The sequence below is a fragment of the Humibacillus xanthopallidus genome (assembly GCF_006717145.1).
Taxonomy (GTDB): domain Bacteria; phylum Actinomycetota; class Actinomycetes; order Actinomycetales; family Dermatophilaceae; genus Humibacillus; species Humibacillus xanthopallidus.
The window spans coordinates 1905284-1925662 of the sequence record NZ_VFQF01000001.1 but is presented as its reverse complement, the minus strand read 5'-3'; the positions used below and the strand labels follow the sequence as shown (position 1 = coordinate 1925662).

At 68.3% G+C, this 20379-nt stretch carries 10 protein-coding genes; 5 read left to right on the top strand and 5 right to left on the bottom strand.

What is annotated here, in order from left to right:
- Positions 1-79: 79 nt before the first annotated feature.
- The 5 genes from FHX52_RS08500 to FHX52_RS08480 all read left to right on the top strand — a co-directional run bounded on the left by FHX52_RS08500 (position 80) and on the right by FHX52_RS08480 (position 8679).
- Complete coding sequence (locus FHX52_RS08500) at positions 80-442, top strand: hypothetical protein (RefSeq protein ID WP_141821494.1); 363 nt, start codon at positions 80-82, stop codon at positions 440-442.
- Positions 439-1908: a hypothetical protein gene (locus FHX52_RS08495; protein WP_141821493.1), complete on the top strand. Its 1470-nt coding sequence runs from the start codon at positions 439-441 to the stop codon at positions 1906-1908. Before FHX52_RS08500 ends, FHX52_RS08495 begins: the two co-directional genes overlap by 4 nt.
- An 851-nt stretch (positions 1909-2759) precedes the next feature.
- On the top strand, positions 2760-3158 hold the full coding sequence (locus FHX52_RS08490; RefSeq protein WP_141821492.1) for a hypothetical protein: 399 nt from the start codon (positions 2760-2762) through the stop codon (positions 3156-3158).
- Positions 3159-3189: 31 nt separating this feature from the next.
- Positions 3190-7062, top strand: coding sequence for a WD40 repeat domain-containing protein (locus FHX52_RS08485; RefSeq protein ID WP_185747133.1), 3873 nt, complete (start codon positions 3190-3192; stop codon positions 7060-7062).
- An 876-nt stretch (positions 7063-7938) separates the two neighbouring features.
- Positions 7939-8679 carry an AfsR/SARP family transcriptional regulator gene (locus tag FHX52_RS08480; protein WP_141821490.1) on the top strand — a complete coding sequence of 247 codons (741 nt, stop codon included), beginning with the start codon at positions 7939-7941 and terminating at the stop codon, positions 8677-8679.
- A gap of 78 nt (positions 8680-8757) precedes the next feature.
- Here the strand turns inward: FHX52_RS08480 and FHX52_RS08475 are convergent, their stop codons facing one another.
- The 5 genes from FHX52_RS08475 to FHX52_RS08455 all read right to left on the bottom strand — a co-directional run bounded on the left by FHX52_RS08475 (position 8758) and on the right by FHX52_RS08455 (position 20379).
- Positions 8758-9570 carry an AfsR/SARP family transcriptional regulator gene (locus tag FHX52_RS08475; RefSeq protein WP_141821489.1) on the bottom strand — a complete coding sequence of 271 codons (813 nt, stop codon included), beginning with the start codon at positions 9568-9570 and terminating at the stop codon, positions 8758-8760.
- A 171-nt stretch (positions 9571-9741) separates the two neighbouring features.
- Entirely contained in the window at positions 9742-12669 is a 2928-nt protein-coding gene (locus tag FHX52_RS08470) for a glycosyltransferase family 2 protein (RefSeq protein WP_281288001.1), read from the bottom strand.
- Between the two features lie 17 nt (positions 12670-12686).
- On the bottom strand, positions 12687-16193 hold the full coding sequence (locus tag FHX52_RS08465) for an eCIS core domain-containing protein (RefSeq protein WP_185747131.1): 3507 nt from the start codon (positions 16191-16193) through the stop codon (positions 12687-12689).
- A 383-nt stretch (positions 16194-16576) separates the two neighbouring features.
- Complete coding sequence (locus tag FHX52_RS08460) at positions 16577-18676, bottom strand: ATP-binding protein (protein ID WP_141821486.1); 2100 nt, start codon at positions 18674-18676, stop codon at positions 16577-16579.
- Positions 18673-20379, bottom strand: coding sequence for a serine/threonine-protein kinase (locus FHX52_RS08455; protein WP_221630522.1), 1707 nt, complete (start codon positions 20377-20379; stop codon positions 18673-18675). The genes FHX52_RS08460 and FHX52_RS08455 overlap by 4 nt, the downstream gene beginning before the upstream one ends.

The following is a 20379-nucleotide window of genomic DNA, read 5'->3' as shown; positions in this document are numbered from 1 at the left end:
CCCGCATAGGCCGGGCCAGACACGTGGGCTGTCTGGGTGGATGAGCAGAACGTCGAAACTACGAAGTGGGGAACATGTGATGGCCACGAAGACGACCAAGACGGAGCGGGACGGCCTCGCGGTCACCGCCGGTGTCACCCTGCTCCTGAACGCTGCCGCCGACCGATGCCTGAGCATCCTGGCCACTGACCCAGCGCCCGCGCTCGAGGACTCCTTCGCCCTATCGGATCTCGGCTTGGGCGCCCAGCTCGCCGGTCACCTCGCCCGAGATCTGCTGCCCGCGGACGTCGAGCTCGGATCGCCGAGGCCGCACCAGGACGACCCGCTCGAGCTCGTGCGGGCGGCCGAAGCACTCACCCGAACCGTCCCGATCGAAACGCTGCCAGCGGGCAGCTCGCACCTCGTCGTCGCGCTCTGCGACCTCCTTCGAGAGCACTCATGATGCCGACCCGTGATGGCCGCAGTGTCGGAGAGCTGCTGCTGGACTGCGACCTCACCGTGCGGGACGTGCTCATGGACACCCCGCACATGGACGGCCGGGTCATGGTCCGCACCTGGGGCGAGGTCGTCCAAGCTGCCGCCGACCTGTGGCGCGCCCTTCCCGAACCCGATACCAGCACAAGCGGATCCGCTGGGCCGGAACCGGGAGCGGTCCTGATGGAGCAGCTCCAGACGATGAACGCCGACCTGCTCAAGGCGGCCCGAAGGCGCCAGTGGCCAGGGGAGGGGCTGGCGGACGAGCGGCTCCTGCAGGTGTGCGCAAACCTCACCACGGCCACCGAGCTCCTCCTTCGTCGCCGCACCGACATCCGCCCGATGGGCCCTCGGGTCCGCGCCGACCTTGACGCCGCCAAGGCACGATTGATGCACGTCCTCTACGTCGGCGCCCACGGCGTGCAGGTCGCCCTCAACCGGGACCTGCGCGACCTCGCCGTCGTGCCCGCGAGCAGACGCGCAGCCCTACCCGCTGAAACGGTGAAACGCACCGTAGAGGCGCGTGACCGGATGGCCGCGTTCGAGCAATTCGCCGGCTCCTACGTCTCGTACACCTTCCCTGCTGCTCTGCGAGGCGAGCACAAACCAGCCCCGGAGCCCGACCGGCTTCGGCTGGCGATGGCCACGTGGGACATTCAGGCCCACCGCGCCCTGGCCGGGACCACGACTGCCGCGACGATCATGCTCATCGCCCAGACCCAGGCGCACACTGCCTTCGCCACCCAGACGCTCCTACGCGCCGCGGCCGAGACGAGCGCGATCGAACCCCGCCAATACCGCACCCGCCTCGCCCCAGCGCTCGAGTCCGCCCAAACGGCCTGGATTGCCCTCGCGAGAACCTGGTCGCAGCTCGCACCCTCTCGCGAACAACGGCTGGACCCCGACTTGGTCATGGCAGCCAGGGACATCCGCGCCGCCACGCTCGAGGTCATCCACGACCGCAGCGGCACCTCGAGCGCCGAAACCCTAGCCGCGACAGTGGATCTGAAGCAGACCTCCCAAACACTGCAGATGGGGCTGGCGACCGCGACGGACCTCGCGTACGCACTCCGAGAGGCCACAGCGGACCCGCAGCTGCTCGGGTCGGCCCGCGGGGTCAACTCCTTGGCGATGGCGCTGGAGGCGCGCGGCCCGTACGGTAACGTCGCCACGCAGGCATGGGTGCGCCCCACGGACCACGCCCAGGACCGCCCCGTCGCGCTCCCGGACATGGTCCGAGAGTCGGCCTGGCGTGCAGCTGACCATGCCACTCGCGTGACCACGACAGCCGCGGGATGCGCCGCCATTCTCAGCGCACCCGACGGGAAGCAGGTGGCGAAAACCGTTGCCGAGGAAGCAGGCTCGAGACCGGGTCGCGATGTCCAGCTCGAGGTCTGTCGCTCAACACCATCCCGCGGCCTACGCCTCATGTAGACCTATTGGGGACTCATCGCCAGACCCTGCCTTGAGCGAAGACTGGCGAGGGAGCGCATGTCCCTGCGGGTGGACGGTCCCTGCGAAGCGGGTCGCCCTTGCGCGGAGGGTCTCGCATCACAGCGCGGCCGGTCTCGTCCGCGATCGCTGCGAGGTCATCGACTTGGAGCAGGCGCCAGGGCCGCGCTCGCGTGATCTTCGAGTCCCAGTCCAATGCGCTGTGTTTCTCGAACGCCCGGCAGGCGCGTTTGCGTGCCGACCCGGGACGCCCGGCCCAGGCCTCGGTAGTTGACGCGGACCCCGGCGACGGGAACGCTTCACTCGCCCCAGTCATCTGAGGGGTGCAGCCGTGGTTCCGGTCCGGGACGGAGGCTCGGCAGGACTGTGATGAGACACGCCAGGCGCTGCTAACGCCAGGCGGTCAAGCTCCTGATCAGGCCAGCTCCTCCAACCGGGCCGGGTGCCGGCGACCACGAGCGGACAGGTCACAACAAGGCACGAAGCCAGTCCTTTCCGGGGGTCACACTCGCGGTCACCAACCACAGCCCGGCACCGTCAGGCTGCAAAAGCGATCCTCACAGTCCTATCGCCGCGAAGCGGCAGTGTCCTATCGCCGCGTGCGCACCTCGGCTCGGCGGCCACGGCGGGTTGTGGCGTGGTCCCCGTTCCCGCTGCCTATACACGACGACGGCGAGGGGTTGAGCCCTGAGTCAGGCCGCCGCCCCGGGTTTCGATCCCGGACTCGAGTGCCAGTTCGTCCTGCTTTCGAGCCGTAAAGAGTTCTGTCAAACCGGTCATCTTGGAACCTTCTGGTCCCTAGAATGGCACGCATCAGATCGCAGGGGGACGTTATGGATCCCATTACCCTCATCGTCGCGGCTCTTGCCGCCGGAGCTTCGACAGGGCTCGGCGACACCGTCTCAGAGTCGATCAAGGACGCGTACGGCTCACTGAAATCACTCATACGCAAGCGACTTCAAGACCGCGCCGATGGCGCCTTGATCCTCGACCGGCACGAACAGGCACCGCAGACCTGGCAGGCGCCATTGAAGGCGGAGCTCGAAGGTGTCGGCATTGGCGAGGACGCCGCGGAGGTCGCCATGGCACAGCGTCTCATCGAGCTGGTGAGGGCCGGGGGTCCGAGCCCTGTGGGCAAGTACAACGTTGATGCCAGTTCGGCGCAGGGTGTCCAGATCGGCGACCGCGGCACGCAGCACAATGCCTTCACCCAGAGACCCGGCCCAACGTAAGCATCACGGGCCTGACGACGAGGCGACCGACATGGCCGAGGAAACGGGCGACATTCCGGAAGGCGACCTGACACCGAGATCGGGTGACTATCACGTCGACGCGTCCGGGGCATCGGGGGTTGTGGTCGGTGAGGGGAACACTCAGTTCAACTATTTCTACGGTGCCGTGGCCTGGAGTGACCGGGTCGCCGCGCCGCCGCTCGTCACCGTCTCGGGTGACATCGAGTCGCCATACCGAGGCCTGAACTCCTTCGACGAGAGAGACGCCGCCTTCTTCTTCGGAAGGGACTCCGCGGTCGCGGAGCTGGTCGGCCGAGTGGAGTCCGAACGGTCGGGTGGGCAGCTCATCGTTGTCTCGGGTGTGTCAGGTTCAGGCAAGTCTTCGCTGCTGCGAGCCGGCCTCGTCCCACGGCTGCGTCCACCGGGGCGTGCGCTCCCCGATCCTTCCAGTGACGACGACTGGTGCATCGTGCATATCACCCCGTCGCGAGCTCCCTTGGACGCGTTGGCCGTCGGCTTGGCCAATGCGGCTAATCTCGATGGCGGGTCGCTGCGCCGGGGGCTTGCCGCGGATCCAGCCCTTGCGAGGCTGTTCGCCCACCAGGTGTCACGCGTAGGTCGGGCCTCGGTCGACAGCTCCCCGCCGGCCCGGGTGTTGCTTATCGTCGACCAGTTCGAGCAGATCTTCACCTTGTGCAGGGACGATTCGGAGCGCTCCGCGTTCGTGGCCGCGCTGGATGCGATGGCCGGCTCGTCCGAGCGCAGCGACCGGGCTCCCGCGGTCGTCGTGATAGGTGTGCGTGCCGACTTCGAGGCACGGTGCGCCGACTTCGACGAACTCGCCGAGCCTGTGCAGACGCGGTTTCTTCTTACCTCCATGACCGAGCGCCAGCTGCGGACGGCGATCACCGAGCCCGCCCGCGTGGCCGGCTCGCAGGTCGAGGAGGAGTTGGTCCGGACATTGCTCGACGAGCTCCGTGCGCACCGGTCGACCGAGGACGCCCGAGTCGCGGGCCGTACCGTCGGAGCCGGCGCGTTGCCGTTGCTGTCGCATGCCCTCGACCAGGCTTGGCGATCTCGCGTCGGACCGACGCTGACTCTGGCCGACTACGAGCGCACCGGCGGCATCGAGGCGGCCGTATCGGCGACCGCACAGAGCACCTACGAACACCTCACACCGAGGCAGAGGGCGGTCGCGCGGGATGTGTTCGTTCGTCTGACCGCAGCGCAGACCGACGGGCTCGACGTGTCATCCCAGGCCCGCAGACAGGACCTGACCGAGGGACTTACGCCCGCCGACCACCAAGATGTACAGACGGTCCTCGAGGCGTTCTCAGCGCAACGGCTGCTCACACTCGACGCAGACACCGTCGAGATCAGCCATGAAGCCGTCCTCACCGCCTGGCCGCTGCTGCGCGACACGTGGCTCGCCCAGACCCACGCCGACCGTCTGGTGCGCAGCAAGCTGCGCGCCTCCGCCGACGAGTGGAACAGCCACGACCGGGACTCCTCCTACCTCTACCAGGGCGCGCTGCTGGCGGCGGCCGAAGACGCCTTCCGGCGCATGACCGCCGACGCCCGACAGGCAAGCGGTCTCAGCCAGCTGGAGGCGGCCTTCCTCAAGGCAAGCGGGCGGGCGCACCGCCGCAGGAACCGAACGCGCCGCGCGACGATGGCCGCTGTGGCCGCCCTCATCGTCGGACTCACCGCTTCGACGATCTGGGCAACGCGAGCCACCGTTGATGCCGAGCGCGCGGCGAACAACGCCACGCAAGCATCAGCGGAGGCCATCAAACAGGCGAAGCTTGCTCTGTCCAGACAGCTCCTTTCGCAGAGCGAGTCTGCCGACACCGATGCGGACACCGCGCGCGTCATGAGCCTCGCCTCTTGGGCGCTCGATCCTTCCGACGGGACACGGTTCGCCACCGAGAGCACAGTCGTCAGTCCCGGTCCGACCATGTTCAGCGGCCCTCGTGGCGCAGTGACGAGTTTCGCCATGACGCGAAACGGCGTCGTCCTCGGCGGAGGCTCTGATGGGACCATCCGGAGGTGGGACGTCATTCGCAGAAAGGAAGTTGCACCGGCGATCCGCGCGTCCGTCGTACCTGTAAACTCGATCGCAGTATCGCCAGACAGCAAGATTGTCGCCGCGACGACCAACGATGGAGCCCTCGGCCTGTGGCGTCTGTCGGACGGCAAGCGAATAGGCAAGCCCATCACCGGCGAGGCTCCGCTTGTGGCGGTCGCATTCAGCCCCGACGGGCGCATGATTGCCGCGACCTCGTACACGGGTGGGCTCTATCTCTGGAAGATCGCTGATCCAAGGGCGCCCTCACAGGTTATTGCCGCGGAGGCCACCAGTGCTCCATTGATCTCTCTGGGGAAAGGCGATTTCATCATTCTGCCATCCTGGGGCTCGCCACAGTTCCTACACGAGGACACGGCTGACAATGTGCGTCGAGCCCTGTCTCGAGTGGGTTGTGACTCCGTGATAGCAATTGCAGCGAACGACACGGCGATGATCTGTGATGGCCGCCAGACCATGCTGCTTGTCGACATGAGAAGCCGACCTGCCCGGTCGAAAGAGCTCAAGCAGCAAGGAAACCTGGAGGACCTCAACGGAGCCTTCAGCCCGACGGGTGCCGAGCTGGCCATCTCGGATTGGTCCACGAAGCGAATCATCATCCGGGACTCGACAACGGGCCAAATGCTCGGAGAACCTCGTCCGACCCCGGGCCGCGAGTGGGCGAGGGGACTGATATTCAGTGCCGACGGCCGAACCCTGATAGCCGGTACCAACGCCGGCACCATCTGCCTCTGGCCAACGCGCCCAGAGACCCAGTTTGGTCGAATCGTCGCCCGTCGCTCGGGTGGCCCATACTTCTCGGCAGTCCTCAACAATGTCGGCCAGGACGTGGTAGCGATCCGAGAGGATCTCCTCGCTGAGGTCAGGAACCATACCGGTTCCCTGCTGACCACCTACAGCGTCGGTAGCTCGGGCGCGGTTCGAGCCGAGAATGAGTACGGGGAGTTCACGTTCTCGAAGAATCGGCGGCTCTTGGCGTATCAGAGTCCAGGTGGACCCATCACTGTGTATGACAGCTCGACGGGCCATGCAGAGTACACCTTCAAGGCCAGTGCCGTCGGCGCGATGGCATTTTCTAATGATGACAGGATGCTTGCTTGGGACAATGGTGACGCAATGGTTGTGACCGATCTATCACGACACATTCAGGTGGCACGGCATAGGTCACTACCACCACCCGACCTGCCCTTGGGCTACGACGGAAGCTTCTCTGCCATTGCCGCGGCCGTAAGTCCCGCCGGGCGTCTCGTGGTCGCCCGAGCGACAGGGGTCATCGAGGTGTTTGACAGCGTCACATCCACATCGAAAGGGCACCCACTGGAGGGGGCTGGGGGCTCCATCACGACTATTGCAATCGATCCGGTTTCCGAACGCCTGGTCAGTGGCAGCTTCGAGGGGACGATCGGCGTGTGGGACTTGACCAAGGGGAAGCTGATCGGCAGACCGATCGGTGTCGGCTCCGCCCAGGTCACCGCTCTCGCAATCAGCCCCGACGGTCGAACGCTCGCAGAGGGACGGGAGACCGGCGAAATCCAACTATGGGACCTGCCCACGCGGTCACCGATCGGCGCTCCTTTGGCCGGCCACACTGATGCGCCCTCGCCCGACAACCGCCATGTAGCATCGCTCGACTTCTCTTCCGACGGGAAGGCGCTGCTCAGTGCCGGGTGGGACGGCACGATCCGGCAGTGGAGCACGGCATACGTCATGAATCCCGTGAAGTACCTCTGTGCGAAGCTCGACCGCGGGCTCCTGCTCTCGCAGTGGAAGAAGATCGCGCCCACCGCGCCCACCGTCTCGACCGTCTGCGGCCCGTGAAGCCCGAATGCTTGACCACACTCAGTGGTTGCCGCGCCATGCACATCAGACAACATGGACGAACTTGGCAACTACTCAAGACCTCTTCAACGTCGATGGCGCCCCCCCAGTGCCGCCGGTCATGCCGTCACGCATCCAGTGGGGAGTTCGTCTACCGAGGGCGAGGTCGCCGTGACCAACACCACCAGAGCGGCCCCGTCCCGGACGCCTCTCTGAATGACGGATGCCTTCCGGTATTCGCGGAGGGAAATATCCTCCCGCGCGGACTCAATTCACTGCAAGCGTTTCACGCGGCGGAACGGTTACGCCGCGGCACCCGGAATGTCGCGCCTGCCCGCGCAGCATCCTGGGTACAACCCATCTCGGCGAACACCCGGCTCGAGGTCGCCATGGTCCCGCTTCTCATCACTCACAGCTCCGTTGAGACAGCGGGAGCTGCGCGGTTAACCCGACAGTTGCAGTTCCTTGGCTATCTCTTACGTTTCCGGGATCTCCAGGTGGAAATACCTGGGAGTCGCTGGTCGGAGCGTGAGAACTCGCAGCCTCGGAAATCCGACGCAGTGGTTTTCCTTGCTGGAGGCGCATCGACCTCCTTGAAGTCGGGTCTCGCCGAACTCTGCCTTGCACGATCCACCGACAGGGCCATCATTCCCGTTCGACGTGGTGGCCGATTGTCCGGGGGACGTGGTTCGTCGAAGTGCCGTCGACGCAGTGCGATAGCTATTCCCGCCGTGACTGTGTCGCCGCGCGTGCCTCGGGATACCCCGTGCGGGCCGGACCGCATGCCGACGCGCGAGGGTGTCCCGGACAACTCCGTCGTCACCGCAGATCAGCAGCCATGATCGTGCTTTCGAGGAAACTGTGGAGGTCGCTCCCGTGACAACAGGAGATGCGAAGGTACAACTCCTTGGGGGCTTCCGCATGTTCAGCCGCGGCCGGGTGATCGCAATCCCCGAGCGTGCCGCCAAGTTGGTCGGTCTCCTGGCCGTCCATGGCGAACCGGTCTCGCGCGCGCGCATCGCTGCGGACTTCTGGCCCGAGCTCGCAGCTCCACGGGCGAATGCCAACCTGCGGGCCACGATCTGGCGCCTTTCTGAGGTTGCACGCAGCTTCCTCAGCGCCGCATCGACCAACTTGGCGCTCGCAGACGGGGTGGAAGTCGACCTCGGGCGCGCACGCTCGGTAGCGCGTGCTCTGCTCGAGCGGACGACGTCGGATGCCGAGGTGACGGATCCGTCGTCGCACCGATACCTCGAGCTCCTCAGCCGTCCGCTTCTCCCCGAGTGGAACGACAGCTGGCTCATCCTCGAGCGCGAACGAGTACGACAGCTCCACACTCATGCCTTGGAGCATCTGGGCCGGGCTCACCTCCAGCACGGCGACGCCATGAGCGCCGTCGATGTCGGTCTGGCATTGGTCGGCGCCGATCCGCTACGCGAGTCGGCACACATCCTGCTGATCCGCGCGTATCTGGCCTCCGGAAACCGTGGTGACGCCCGCCGCTCGTACCAGCGCTACCGGGATCTGATGCGATGTGAGCTGGGCCTACCCCCCGCGATCGGGTGGAGCGAACTCAGCACCAGCGACGGGGGCATCCTCAAGGACGAGCAGCAGTGATAATGGGTGATTGACGACAGGGACCGCAAAGGTCGCATCGGCCATGAGAGCCTCTGGGCGCCATGAACCAGCAGCAGGTCATCGGACGCCGCGCCGGGCCCCGGGCAGCTCAAGCGGAGCCGACCAGCCCGTACGTCCGTCCGCCACCTCTCGACGGCCCGCCATCGCTGAGAACACCCGATCGACCAGCTCCGTGCTCGGAGCCAGGTCCATCTCGCGCGCCAGAATGCGCTCGAGGGAACGAAGGTCACGCACGGCCGCGCACACGTTCCCTTCCGCAAGATGAGCGTCGATGAGTGCCCGGTGGGCACTTTCGCGAAGTGGGTCCAACGATATCGCTCGCGAAGCTGCCTCGAGGGCAGCGAGCGGGCGGCCGTCCTTGAGATGCCGTCGGCTCAGCGCCTCCAAGCCTCCCAGCGACAGCTGGCGAAGGCGCTCCCGCTCGAAGAGGGCCCATTCGTCATCCCAGCCGGGCAGGAGCTCGAGCGCGAGGATTCCGGGGTCGAGATCGGTCACACCGCACTGGACACCCGGGTCGATGAGCCGGCGCACCTGAAGCGCCAATGCCGCTGTGTCGATGATGGTGCTGGGGTTCAGGCGGAGGCAGCTGACCTGATGTTCGACGAGGTGAGGACTGCTCGTGCGCACCCGCCACAACGCCGATCGCAGGCATCCACCCGACTTCCGATCTGCTGCATCGGGCCAGAGGACCGCCGCCGCGCGATCGCGAGATACGGGCGTGACCTGTAGCGCGAGATAGGCGACCAGCCTGGCCGCGGCCGGGGGGAGGTCGACCCTCACACCGTGCACACACAGTTCGAACGCGCCGAGCAGGGATACCTTGCAGTCTGTCCGCCCCGCCTGTCGGTCCGCCGTGCTCGCATCTCCCATGTCGATCACCCCTGCCGCCCAAGGCCTGGCCTCATGCAACCAGATCGGGCGTCACCAGAGCGTCGGCCGCCCGGTCACACCCGCGATCGCGGCGCGTCACGCCGGCGTCGCGTCGCCGTCACGCGGCGCGCTGGACGGTCGGGAGGGCCCGCCGGGATCACGCCATCCCGGTCAGCCCGATCGACGTCGACCCTTGCGTTCGAGCTCGAGTCGACGGCTTTCATGGTCCCCCGCGTGGGTGAATACGCCGGGCGAAAGCTGCGCGACCTGAAGGCCCATAGCGTGGAATCGCCGCTGCGCGTCAGCCTCGCTGGCGGCCGGGAAGACGCGATCGACCAGCTCGGCCGACAGCAGGCTCGGGTTGAAGGTGAAGTGTGCCTCGGCGAGGAGGTGTCCGTCCTGGGTCGTCCAGTCGAGATGGCTCGCGGTGACCATGTGCCGGGACAAGCAGCGATCCGCCCGGTGGCGCAGCCTGACCTGCCCGATGGCAGGGTCCTCGAGCAGCGCGCGGGACCGGGCCAGGGCGGCGGTGTCGAGAGTTCTGGCTTCCCAGTCGTCCTCGAGGTGAAGCACGGTCCCGACCTCGCTACGCGCAGAGACCGCGGCAGCAACAACGCTCGTCGCGGCGCCGACCGGCAGGACGCTGCCCGTGTTGGTCAGCAGCCTGTCCACCCACCCTGCCTCCTCGAGCAGTCGGACTGACTCGTCGTCGTGGCCGTTGACGAATGCACAGACGTACGAGGCCTTCACCTGCTCCGGCCACCGACCGGCGAAACTGGCCATCGTTCGGGCCAGGAGTCTGGGTCTGCCGCCAGCGAGCAGCGATATGCCCAGCCCTTCGACGACCGGCACCCCGGCCGCATAGGCGACGCCGGCCGGACGCAGCACCGCCACACCCGTCTCGTCGATGCGCTCGATCGAGGACGCGAATCGGAACCTGCGCCCCCATGCGGCCAGGCACGCCTGCTCGTCGGCCCGATCCGCGTCGAACAGCCACAGCTCCCAGTCCTTGCGCCGGTGCGCTGCGATCGCGGGCAGAACGGCGATTCGGCCGCCGCACCCAAGGGGTGGCCCGTCGACGACGAAGAAGTCGAACGTTCCAGCGGGCTGACCGTCGTACCAGGGACCGACGCCACCCGCGAAGTGACGTTCGACGAGCGGGGCGACCACGAGGTCCACCATGTCCGCGACGCCCGCTGCGGCAAGCATGGCCCGGGTCCGGGCCGCGTATACGGGATCGTGCTCGAGGCTGACGACCCTGCCGCCGCGTCGGGCCGCGGCGACCGCCGCCACCACCGTGGAGAGACCGCTGCCGACATCGAGGACATGTGCCGGTGGGCGGCGCGACAGGCGGGCGTCGAGTTCGATGGCTCCAAGCCTGGAGATCGCCCATCCCGTGTTGGTTGAGCCGAAACGCTCGAGGATCTGCGCGACGTCGGGGAGGCGGCGCTGCACGTTCATTTCGCTGTGGCGTGCGGGCATCCGTCTTGGCGCCGGCACCACCGCCGCGGCCAGCGACGGCGCCAGCGCCTGCGCTTCGCGTTCCACTTGCTGCGCCGTGCCTGGCTCGCACATGGCGGTCACGAGACGCCGAACGGCACGCGCCGCGTCGTCGGGGGTTCGCCCGCGGGTCTGTGCGTACGCGCGGCGGTGCAGCTCCTGTAGTCGGGCGACGCTCGCGCGCCGCTCTGGCGACCCCCAGCCTGTATGCGGCGACGTGCTGAGCGAGCCGTGACGCAGGGTGCGGTGGTAGAGCGGCTCCGGCACGTTGACGACCCGTCCCTGCACCATGAGCGCCAGGTTCAGAATCATTGTGTCGTAGCCGATGGTGCTCCCGGCATACCAACCGCCGATCCGGCGGAGGAACTCGGTGCGGTAGAGGCCTTGGTGTCCCGCCCGATGCACCAGCCGCGGGCCGATCGGATCGAGGAGCCGCGGCCAGCGCTCTCGCGTTGGCGGTATGCCGCGACGGCGGATGTCGTGACTCATGGCATCGCTAAGACAGACGTCGGCGCCAGTCGTATCCAGCTCATCCACCAGCCGCGCGAGGCGGGTTGGGTCACTGCGGTCGTCGGAGTCCTGGACGAGGAAGAACGGGCTGGTTGTCGCGGTGAGCACGACCTGGTCGGCGAAGTAGCGGCCGCGTCGTTCGGGAAGAACGTGGCGGACCAAGCGGGCGTCGTCCAGGTCGGAGATCGCTGCCAGGCCACTCCGGTCACCATCCAGGACGACCACGCAGACGAGGTCCCGGTAGGTCTGCGCGAGGACGCTCTCGACGGCCGCGCGCAGCAGGTCGCCTGAACCGTTATGTGGGATCGACACGGTCACGGTCGGCATCTGACCCACGTCCGGACCGGTGCCGCCCCCGCTCGGACGAACGGGGCTTGCGCCGGGCGCCGTGGACGTCCCCGTCACCGATGCCAGCGACTTCCGGCGTGGGGCGGCAGGGGCGATGTAACGCGGTGCAGCCTCGCCCAGAATGGTGCGCAGGCTCTCGACGGAAACCGGGGACCAGCGCCGCCCCGACGTGCGCTTCGCACTCGTGTTCGCGCGGTGGATGGTGGCGACGTACAGGTCTTCGCGGTCCAGGGTCTCGAGCCGGAGACCGTGACACGACCACACGAAGCTGGTGTCCTCGCCCTGAGGGACGTCCGGGAACGGATGGCGCTCCCAGGTCTCCCGACGGAAGGCGAGCGTGCCCCCGGCGACCCACGGGCGGCCGCCCTCGGGGTATCGATACCGCCAGCCGCGTGCCGCGTCGCGGTCGTAGAACAGCAGCTGTCGTTGTCCGCACAGGTCGGCGCCGGTGTCGTGCAGCAGCCGCACGAGGGTCTCGACACGGCTCGGCGCGGACCAGTCGTCGTCGTCCCAGTGCACGATGATGGCGCCCTTCACCTGCTGGCAGGCGAGGTTCCGCTTCGCGCCGATCGGCACATGCCGGTCGAGGCGAACGTATCGGATGCGGGGGTCGTCCGGCATGAGGTCCGCGACCGGGTCGCTACCGTCGTCCACGACGACGAGCTCGCGATCCTTGTACGTCTGGAGCAGGAAGTTCTCGATGGCGTCAGGCACGAATCGCCGACGGTTGTACGTCGGCATCACACACGAGACGAGAGTCATGGGGTCATCCGGTCCTCGAGAATGCGCCCGATATCGTCTAGCTGACGCGCGAACGCCTCGTCCACACGGCTCTTGCCCGGCGTCGGTGGTTCCGGCTGGCCGACCGGCCCCCGCGCTTCGCCGTGCTCTTCGTTCTCTTCGATAATCGCGACGTACGTTCGGAGCAGCGCATTGTGCGAAAACGCCTCCAGGTGCTCGCGGATCATGTGTGCGGCCCTCAGTAGGGACACAGAGGTGTCAGGCTCGCTCACGGCTGCCCTAATCGCTCTGGTCGCATCGGTGCTGAACGCGTTCCACAAGCTCGCGTCCCCCGAGTCGCCCTCGGTCTTCCTGTCGGCAGCCCCTCGGTAGATCAGGACGGTCCGCATCGCGTTGTAGTCGGGCCCGGCCGCCGGGATCCCGTTGGCGCCTAGCGCGGTGACGGCGGCATCGACGAAACCACGAGGGATGACGTGCTCGGACTCCATGGCCCAGACCGGGATTTCGGACTTGTGTAGTCGGGACTGTTGAGCGCTGTGGCTAGCGACGGCGCCGATCCCGGGCGCACTCGCCCGCGGCGCATCGGGGCTCCCGGCAGCCTTGACCTCGTCGATGACGTCCGCCACGGTTCGGTTGGCTGCCTTCTTTTTCTCCGATGGCGAGGGTGCGTCCGCGATGGCCTTGAGATAGGCCTGGTAGGCCGTGCGCACTTTCTTACTCGGATGACTGCTCAGGAGGGACCGGTTCTTCGATGACATCGTGAGCTCGAAGGAATCACCGCGATTGTCGAGCTCGTGTTCCTCGCCTGCCGTCATGACGTCCTCGTGGAACCGGAAGGCGCCGCCCTCAGCGGTTTCCGCGCCGCCGCCGCGGATCATCGCGAGGACGCTGTTGACCATCGCCGCCAGCCGGTCCAGGAGCCAGTCGAGCGCGCGGTCGACCACGTGCCGAATGCGCCCGATGATCTCCGCGATCCGCACGGCGATGTCTCCCAGGCCAACCTGGTTGGCGAGGAAGCCGATGGCGACGGGGACGGCGGCCGCCAGTCCCTCCTCGAGCTTGGCCGCGCCGGGCGTGACGTCACCGGCGGCGATGGAGGCGACCGTGGAAACCCACATGTCGATGATCTGGAGGATGTCGCGCAGATACTCGACGGCCGACTGGACCGCGTTGAAGAACGCGATGAACCCGTTGACCACCGCCATGATCCCGGTCGGATCCAGCATGCTGAGCAGCCGGGCGACGACGCGGTTCACGACCTGCTCCATGATCCAGTTCTTCGCGGTCTGGATGACGGTGTCCCACAGGTTGGCCAGCTGGGTCTGGACGTACTCCCACAGGGCTCCGACCCCTCGCTCCTGGACATCCTTGACCACGGTCCAGATGCCCGAGATCCGGTCGATGGCGCCGCGGATCCGGTCGATCGTCTCCTGGCCGAACCGCTCCGCGAGCTTCTGCCAGATGCGGTCCACCGAGATGCCCAGCACCTGCAGAACGGTGTCCAGGATGGAGGACAACGACAGGTCGCGGGGCGGCTCGACACCGGCCTGCCGGAGCCCGCGGAACAGCCACTCGGTGAGCCCGGACGTCAGGTGGGTGAGGATGTGGTCGAAGAAGTTCGAGAACCCGAGCTTCACTGCCTCCAGCAGATGCAGCAGGAACGCGATCGGGTCGTTGCGGATCTGCTCGTAGGCCTGCATCGCCTGCTCGACGATGTGCCCGATCAGGTCGGTGGGGAACTGCATCAGCGCCAGCAACAGGTCGAACAGCGTGCGCAGCACGGTCGCGACGAAGCTCACCAGTCGCGAGATCGGCTCGCCGAACTGGTCGCGTACGCGGATGAAGACGCCGATGGGGTCGATCAGCGTGTCGATGGACACAACCGTGTCCCAGACCCCGCGGAAGAGCCCGACGATGAAGTCCCACGAGATGCCCAGCTCCGAGATTGCACCCTCGATCCGGGCCGCGGCGTCTGCGATGACTCCCGTCTGCTCGAGACGCTCGTACACCGCGGCGCCGTTGGGCAGCAGGGTGATGAAGCCGCGGATGATGTTGACCGCCGTCCGCGGGACGGTCGCCCCGGTGATCGGGTTGCGACCCAGGATCACGGTCAGGAGGTTGAAGCCCGGCAGCTGGTCGACGAACGTCGACAACCAGCCGAGCAGGGCGTCCTTAATCAACGCGATGACCTGCGTCGCGACCGCCACCGCGAAGTCCCACACCCGCTGCAGGAAGGCGCCGGCCCGTTGGGCGAGAGCAGGCAGGGTCGATGGAAGGTCCGGAAGGTTCGCGGGCTGCAGGACAGCCCAGGCCGCCGAGAACAGCGCGGACAGCTCGCCGAGGAGCCCGAGGAACGTGCCGACCTGGGTGTCCAGCCAGTCGGCAGTCTTCTGTAGCGTCCCCCTGGTCCGCATCTGCTCGAGCTCCTGCTCGCGACCGATCAGATGCAGGAAGTCCTCGAGGATCTCCACCGTCGTCGCCTCGACCGGCGTGCCACGCAGCGGGTCACGATGCAGGATCTTCTTGATGAGGGCCCAGGCTCGGTTCTCCTCCAGCAGTTCCTCGGCGACTCCGAGCAGGGCCTCCTTGATGAGGTCCATCACGTGGTGCAGGACTGCTGAGGCGAAACCGCGCACGTCGTCCAGCAGACGTTCGGCGTGCCGGGCTAGGACGCCGAGGTTGTAGTCGAACGGGTCGAGGCGAGCGAAGTCCATCTCGTCCCAGGCCTGCTCGATGGTCCGCTCGAGCCGCTCCAAGGACAGGTCGAACGTCGCGAGCTGTGCCTCGATGTAGTCGAATGCCGCCTGAAGGATGCCCAGGTCACGTAGCTCGTCGAAGACGAAGGTCCCTCCGGGGACCAACCCCATCAGCCCCTCGACGAGCGTCATCGGCGTCCGCTCGACGACCGTTCCAAGGAGCGGGTCGTACCGGATGATGACGGTCAGGAGCGTGTATCCCGGGACGTGGCGCGCGTAGTCCGCGAGCCGGGTCGAGATCAGTTCAGGCAGGAGCTGGGCCTGCTCCGGGGCGGCCAGCCGAGCCGCCATCGGGGCGCCGCCGCCCTGTTGCACCACATGGGTCGACTCGTGGCCCATGAGCGACACGTCGAGCGGCGACTCTCCGCGCCCCAGGTAGATGTCGCTGCCGACGGTGAAGGCGCGCGCACCCAGGCTGGTCGCCGCATGCGCGGCGTCGGGGCCGGTGTGCACACGGACCCCACCGAGATCCGCGCCCAGGTGCGGCTCGATGCTGCTGCGTACCGACCCGGCGATAGGCGCCCCGTGACCTGGTGATGCGATCGTCGCCGCGGTCCGGGCCGTGATGGCCGGGGTGCGGCTCCGATCCTGCCTGACCGTTTGAACGGTCGGCCGATCGGTCGGAGCGGACTGGACCTCCTCTGTGGCGGTCGGCTGGAGCTGCTCTGCGCCGGACCGCTGGACCTGCTCCGCGACGGACCGCTCGACCTGTTTGCCGTCCGGCCCCCGACGCTGGGCGGTCTTCTGGTCCTGGGCGGTCCGCTGCACCCTGGACACCTCCGGCGGCGGTTTCGGTTGGACTCGGCGATCGTCGGCCGGCGTCCGCTGCGCCCGCTTGTCCGCGTCAGCTGCTCTCAGTACACGCTGCGCCTGCTCGCCCGCTGGCGTCGTCAAGCGCATCGGCTGCTCGGGAGCGGGGCCGGACGCAGCGCGTTGTGCAACGAGGTCCGCTTCACCCTCCATCGGCTCGCCGGGCCGGGAGACCGCGAGGTGTGGCGGGGGCATCGCTACGCGTGGCCCGCCGAGCGCGGGACTGGCTTCACGAGGGGACCGTGCCGCGGTCCCGCGGTCAGGGTCGCTGCCCGAGGCCTTCCGGCTGATGCCCGTCCGGCCGCGCGACGGGGATCTGCTCGCTACCGCGCGGCCGGAGTTCACGACACGACCTCTCGGAAGACGCGTGCGTGCGAGACGCCGTGGCGACGCCCGCTCGGGTCGTACGGTGATGCTGCGCCTGCCTTCTGGTACTCGCTCGCGACCGCCTGCTCGACGTCGCAGTCGCTGACCGGTCGGGCGGTGGGCAACGCGAGCACGACCGCGTGCAGCACGGCATTGCGAATCTGCCCACCCGTCATCGTGCACCGTTGGACCAGCTCGTCGACTAGCTCCGCAGAGACCTGGTGGTCGGCGGGTAGATGCAACCGCCAGATGTCCGCGCGCTCGCGGGCCGACGGCGCGAGGAAGTCGACGACGACGTCCATCCGACGTTGGAAGGCGGCGTCGACCTGGTCGGGTGCATTGGTGGTGACGACCACGATGCCGCGGTAGTGCTCGAGACGTTGCAGCAGGAAGTTCGTCTCGAGGTTGGCGAAGCGGTCGTTGGCGCTGCGTACCTCGGTCCGACGACCGAGCAAGGCGTCGCCCTCGTCGATGAGCAGTACGACGTCGAGCTCCTCGGCGGCGCTCAGCACGCGGTGCAGGTTCTTCTCGGTCTCCCCGATGTACTTGTCCACGACCGCCGACAGGTCGAGGCGGTGCACTCCCAGTCCGAGCCGGCTCCCCAGCACTGTGGCGGCGAGGGTCTTGCCGGTCCCGCTGGGCCCCGTGAACAGGGCGCGCACCCCGACACCGGTGCCACTCGAGTACGCCGATGGGAGCGCATCAGCCACCCGCTCCCTGTAGCGGCACCGACTCTCCAGCTCGGCGAGACGGACGGCGGTGTAGTCGCCGACGACGACGTCGCTCCAGTCTCCCGCCGGGTCCAGGCGCGGAGCGAGGTCTTCCAGCAGTCGACGGTCCAGGTCCCTCGAGGCCGCGCGGACATGGCGCAGGGTCACCGCTTCGCCCCGGACCGAGGCCAGCGACACCGCTGACCGCACGACCTCGTCGATGTGTCGCCCCTGAAGCCCGGACGCGGCCGCGATGCCCTCGAGGTCGACCACGCTCATGCCGCCCAGCGCCTGGCGCCAACGTTGCGCCCGGCCGGCGCTGCCGAGTCGCGGAACATCGAGGGTCACCTTCGACCGATGGCCGGCTCCGTCGACGACACCGGTGTGGCCCATGACGACGACCATCGGGCCCCGGTAGGCACCGCGGTCCAGCCGCACGCTTTCACCGGGCATCGGGTCGATCTCCACGACGGTGACCGCCCCCAAGGCGGCCGCCACGGGCAGCAGCCGGCTTGCCTCCCCGAGGAGCTCGGCGGTCGCTCGGAGGTCCGGCCGATGCGGTGCAGCGACGTGCAGGACCCCCTTCCCGGCCGTCTGCGCGAGCGCCTGTGCGACGAGCGCGCGGTCCGAGCCGGCGGTGCCGCGCACCAGCACCAGATCCATGTCGGCGAAGGCCGCTCCGACCTGGGCGCACTGTTGCCGGAAGTCCTCGGTCGTGACCAGGTCGTCGATGCCGGGCAGCGCGTCGCGTGCCGTGATCGAGGCTGCGCCGCCGGGCATGCGCCCTCGGAGCACCTCCCACAGCTCGGGCAAGGGGGCGACCGTCCATTCGCTGCGGGGGTGCTGCGTGCCGTATGCCGTGAGGATCCCGTCGTGGATCGCCCGCGCCAGAGCGGCATCCGGTTCTCCAGCCGTCCCGAAGAGCAGGGTCGTGATCCCCACGATCGACTCGACGGTCGGCCTCCTGCTGCTCCCGGTCAGCTCGGCGAAGACCCCGCCGAAGCGCGAGTCCTCATCGACCAGACCCGCAACCAGCAGCTGCGTCAGGGCCACACGGTCGAGCCCGTATGCCGCCCCGAGGCGGCACAGGGGCAGATCCCCGGCCGCAGGCAACTCCCACTGCGTGACAGTCTCGAGCCACCACGCGTGGAGGTCCGCCCAACCGAGCTCGGGTGGGACGAACGGCAGGATCGCGTCCAGGTAGTCGCCGAGGAAGCGGTGCCGTTTCAGCACCCCTGACAGCCCGTCACCGGCGCCCACCCGACAGAGCTGGTCGACGACGAGCAGGACTGCTCCCTGCAGCCGCACCTCCACGTGGGCCCTGGCGTCGAGCGGGACGTCCGCCAAAGTGGCCGTGGTGGTCACCCCGGACCCCCGGCATACCGGTCGTCGTCGAAGTGGAACGCGACGACTCTGGCCAGCGACGGCACCCAGCCCGGGTCCCGATCCAGCCCCGCCCGCCGCACCACGACGCTCGCCGCGGACAGCGGCAGGACGACGTCGACGTGCGTTCGGTCCACCGACACTCGTGCCGGGCGCCGCAGCAGCACGTTCTCCAGCTCGGACGCCACGGTGTCCAGCGCGTCGCACAGCACCGCCACGAGGCCGGGCCGCACCTGCGCCAGCCAGCGGCGCTCGGCCCCGTTCACCGCCGAGGCAAGGGATTCGCTGATGGCCAGCATCCCCTCGCTCCCGGTCGACCGGGCCGCGCCCGGTCCACCGAGCGACCCGGCTGACGAAGGCACCAGGTCGACGGGAGTGGCGAGTTCGGCCAGCACCGCCCAGACCGGGTCCTCCTCGCTGGGCTCGTCACGTCGGACCAGGCTGCGGGCGAGCAGGTCGAGCGTCACCCAGGACGGCTCGCCGAGAGCGGCCAGTTCGAACGCCCGAATCAGCAGGAACGCACCGCCGAGGTTCGTCAGCACCCCGTCTCGCCAGGCCGACGCCGGTGGTGGGAGCTCTGGAACGCGCAGGTCGTCCGGTCGTGCGTCGCCCTTTCGATCGCCCTCTCGATCGCCCTGTCGTGCGTCGCCCAGACGCGCGTTGCCCCCGTGGACGTCGTCGTGTCTGCCGGCCTCGCCGGCCCGTGCCGTGTCGCCGTCGCTCGACTCCGGCGGGGCGACGGCCCGCGTGTTCCATGAATCGGCCTCGGCGGTCCCGGACTCCCCGGTGACACGGGGGTCGTCCTGCACCCACGCCGATGCGGGCGACTCGACGACCGCAGCGACCTGCCGGGCCTCCTGGCCGGTCCCGACGCCCTCGACCAGGCCGGCGGCCCCCGCGCGCCACGTCGGCACCCCGGCGAGCACGCCGACGAACCTCGCGAACGACGGGCTCCTGGCGCCGACGGGGTCCAGCGCGAACCGAGCCGAGACCGTGATCAACAGCTCCGCCGGTGACGCGGGATCGACGGGTGGGTTCACGGCCTGGGTCGCCGAGTCAGGAGTGGGCGACCCGTAGCCGCGCATCGCCGCCCGAAGGACCGCCGCCAGCTCCTCTGCGGCATACGTCGTCGCCACGACCAGCAGCACGTCGAGCACGGCAGCAAGCGGCACGTCTCGCACGACGTCACCCCGGCGCCGGCGTACCAGGTCGGCCACCACGTGCGGAGCCTCCCGGGGAAACGCCGCCAACACCGGTGCGACCGGAGCGGCCCCGGGGAGATGCCCCGCCGGGAGCGCCCGTTGGGCTTCGGCGACGCTGTTCGCGAGCCGGGGTCCGACGAACCGCCACCACCAGCGACCTGCGACCATGCCGTCATGTAGGTCCACGACGTACTGCGCGAGCAGCTGTGCCAGATCCATCGCGAGGACCGCCGGGGCGTCGGCCGGGACGGGCCGGCCATCGAGCCTGACGGCGCCGTGCACCGCGGCTGCGAGGCCGTCCGCCAAGGAGGAGGTCCCGTCCTCGACCAGCGAACGGACGATCAGCACCTCACCCATCCCGACGCCCGAGGGCCGCCATCGCGTCCGGCCGATCCTTTCGCGCACCAGGTGCCGGACGGCGGGCGTGTCCGCCCCGGCCCGGACGACGAGCCGACCCACCAGATCGGGAAGCGGTGACTCCAC

Bases quoted from the DNA above. Each gene is read 5' to 3' on its own strand.
- FHX52_RS08495 (WP_141821493.1), top strand. From the start codon at position 439: ATGATGCCGACCCGTGATGGCCGCAGTGTCGGAGAGCTGCTGCTGGAC.
- FHX52_RS08500 (WP_141821494.1), top strand. From the start codon at position 80: ATGGCCACGAAGACGACCAAGACGGAGCGGGACGGCCTCGCGGTCACC.
- FHX52_RS08485 (WP_185747133.1), top strand. From the start codon at position 3,190: ATGGCCGAGGAAACGGGCGACATTCCGGAAGGCGACCTGACACCGAGA.
- FHX52_RS08475 (WP_141821489.1), bottom strand. From the start codon at position 9,570: ATGGGAGATGCGAGCACGGCGGACCGACAGGCGGGGCGGACAGACTGC.
- FHX52_RS08490 (WP_141821492.1), top strand. From the start codon at position 2,760: ATGGATCCCATTACCCTCATCGTCGCGGCTCTTGCCGCCGGAGCTTCG.
- FHX52_RS08470 (WP_281288001.1), bottom strand. From the start codon at position 12,669: ATGCCGACGTACAACCGTCGGCGATTCGTGCCTGACGCCATCGAGAAC.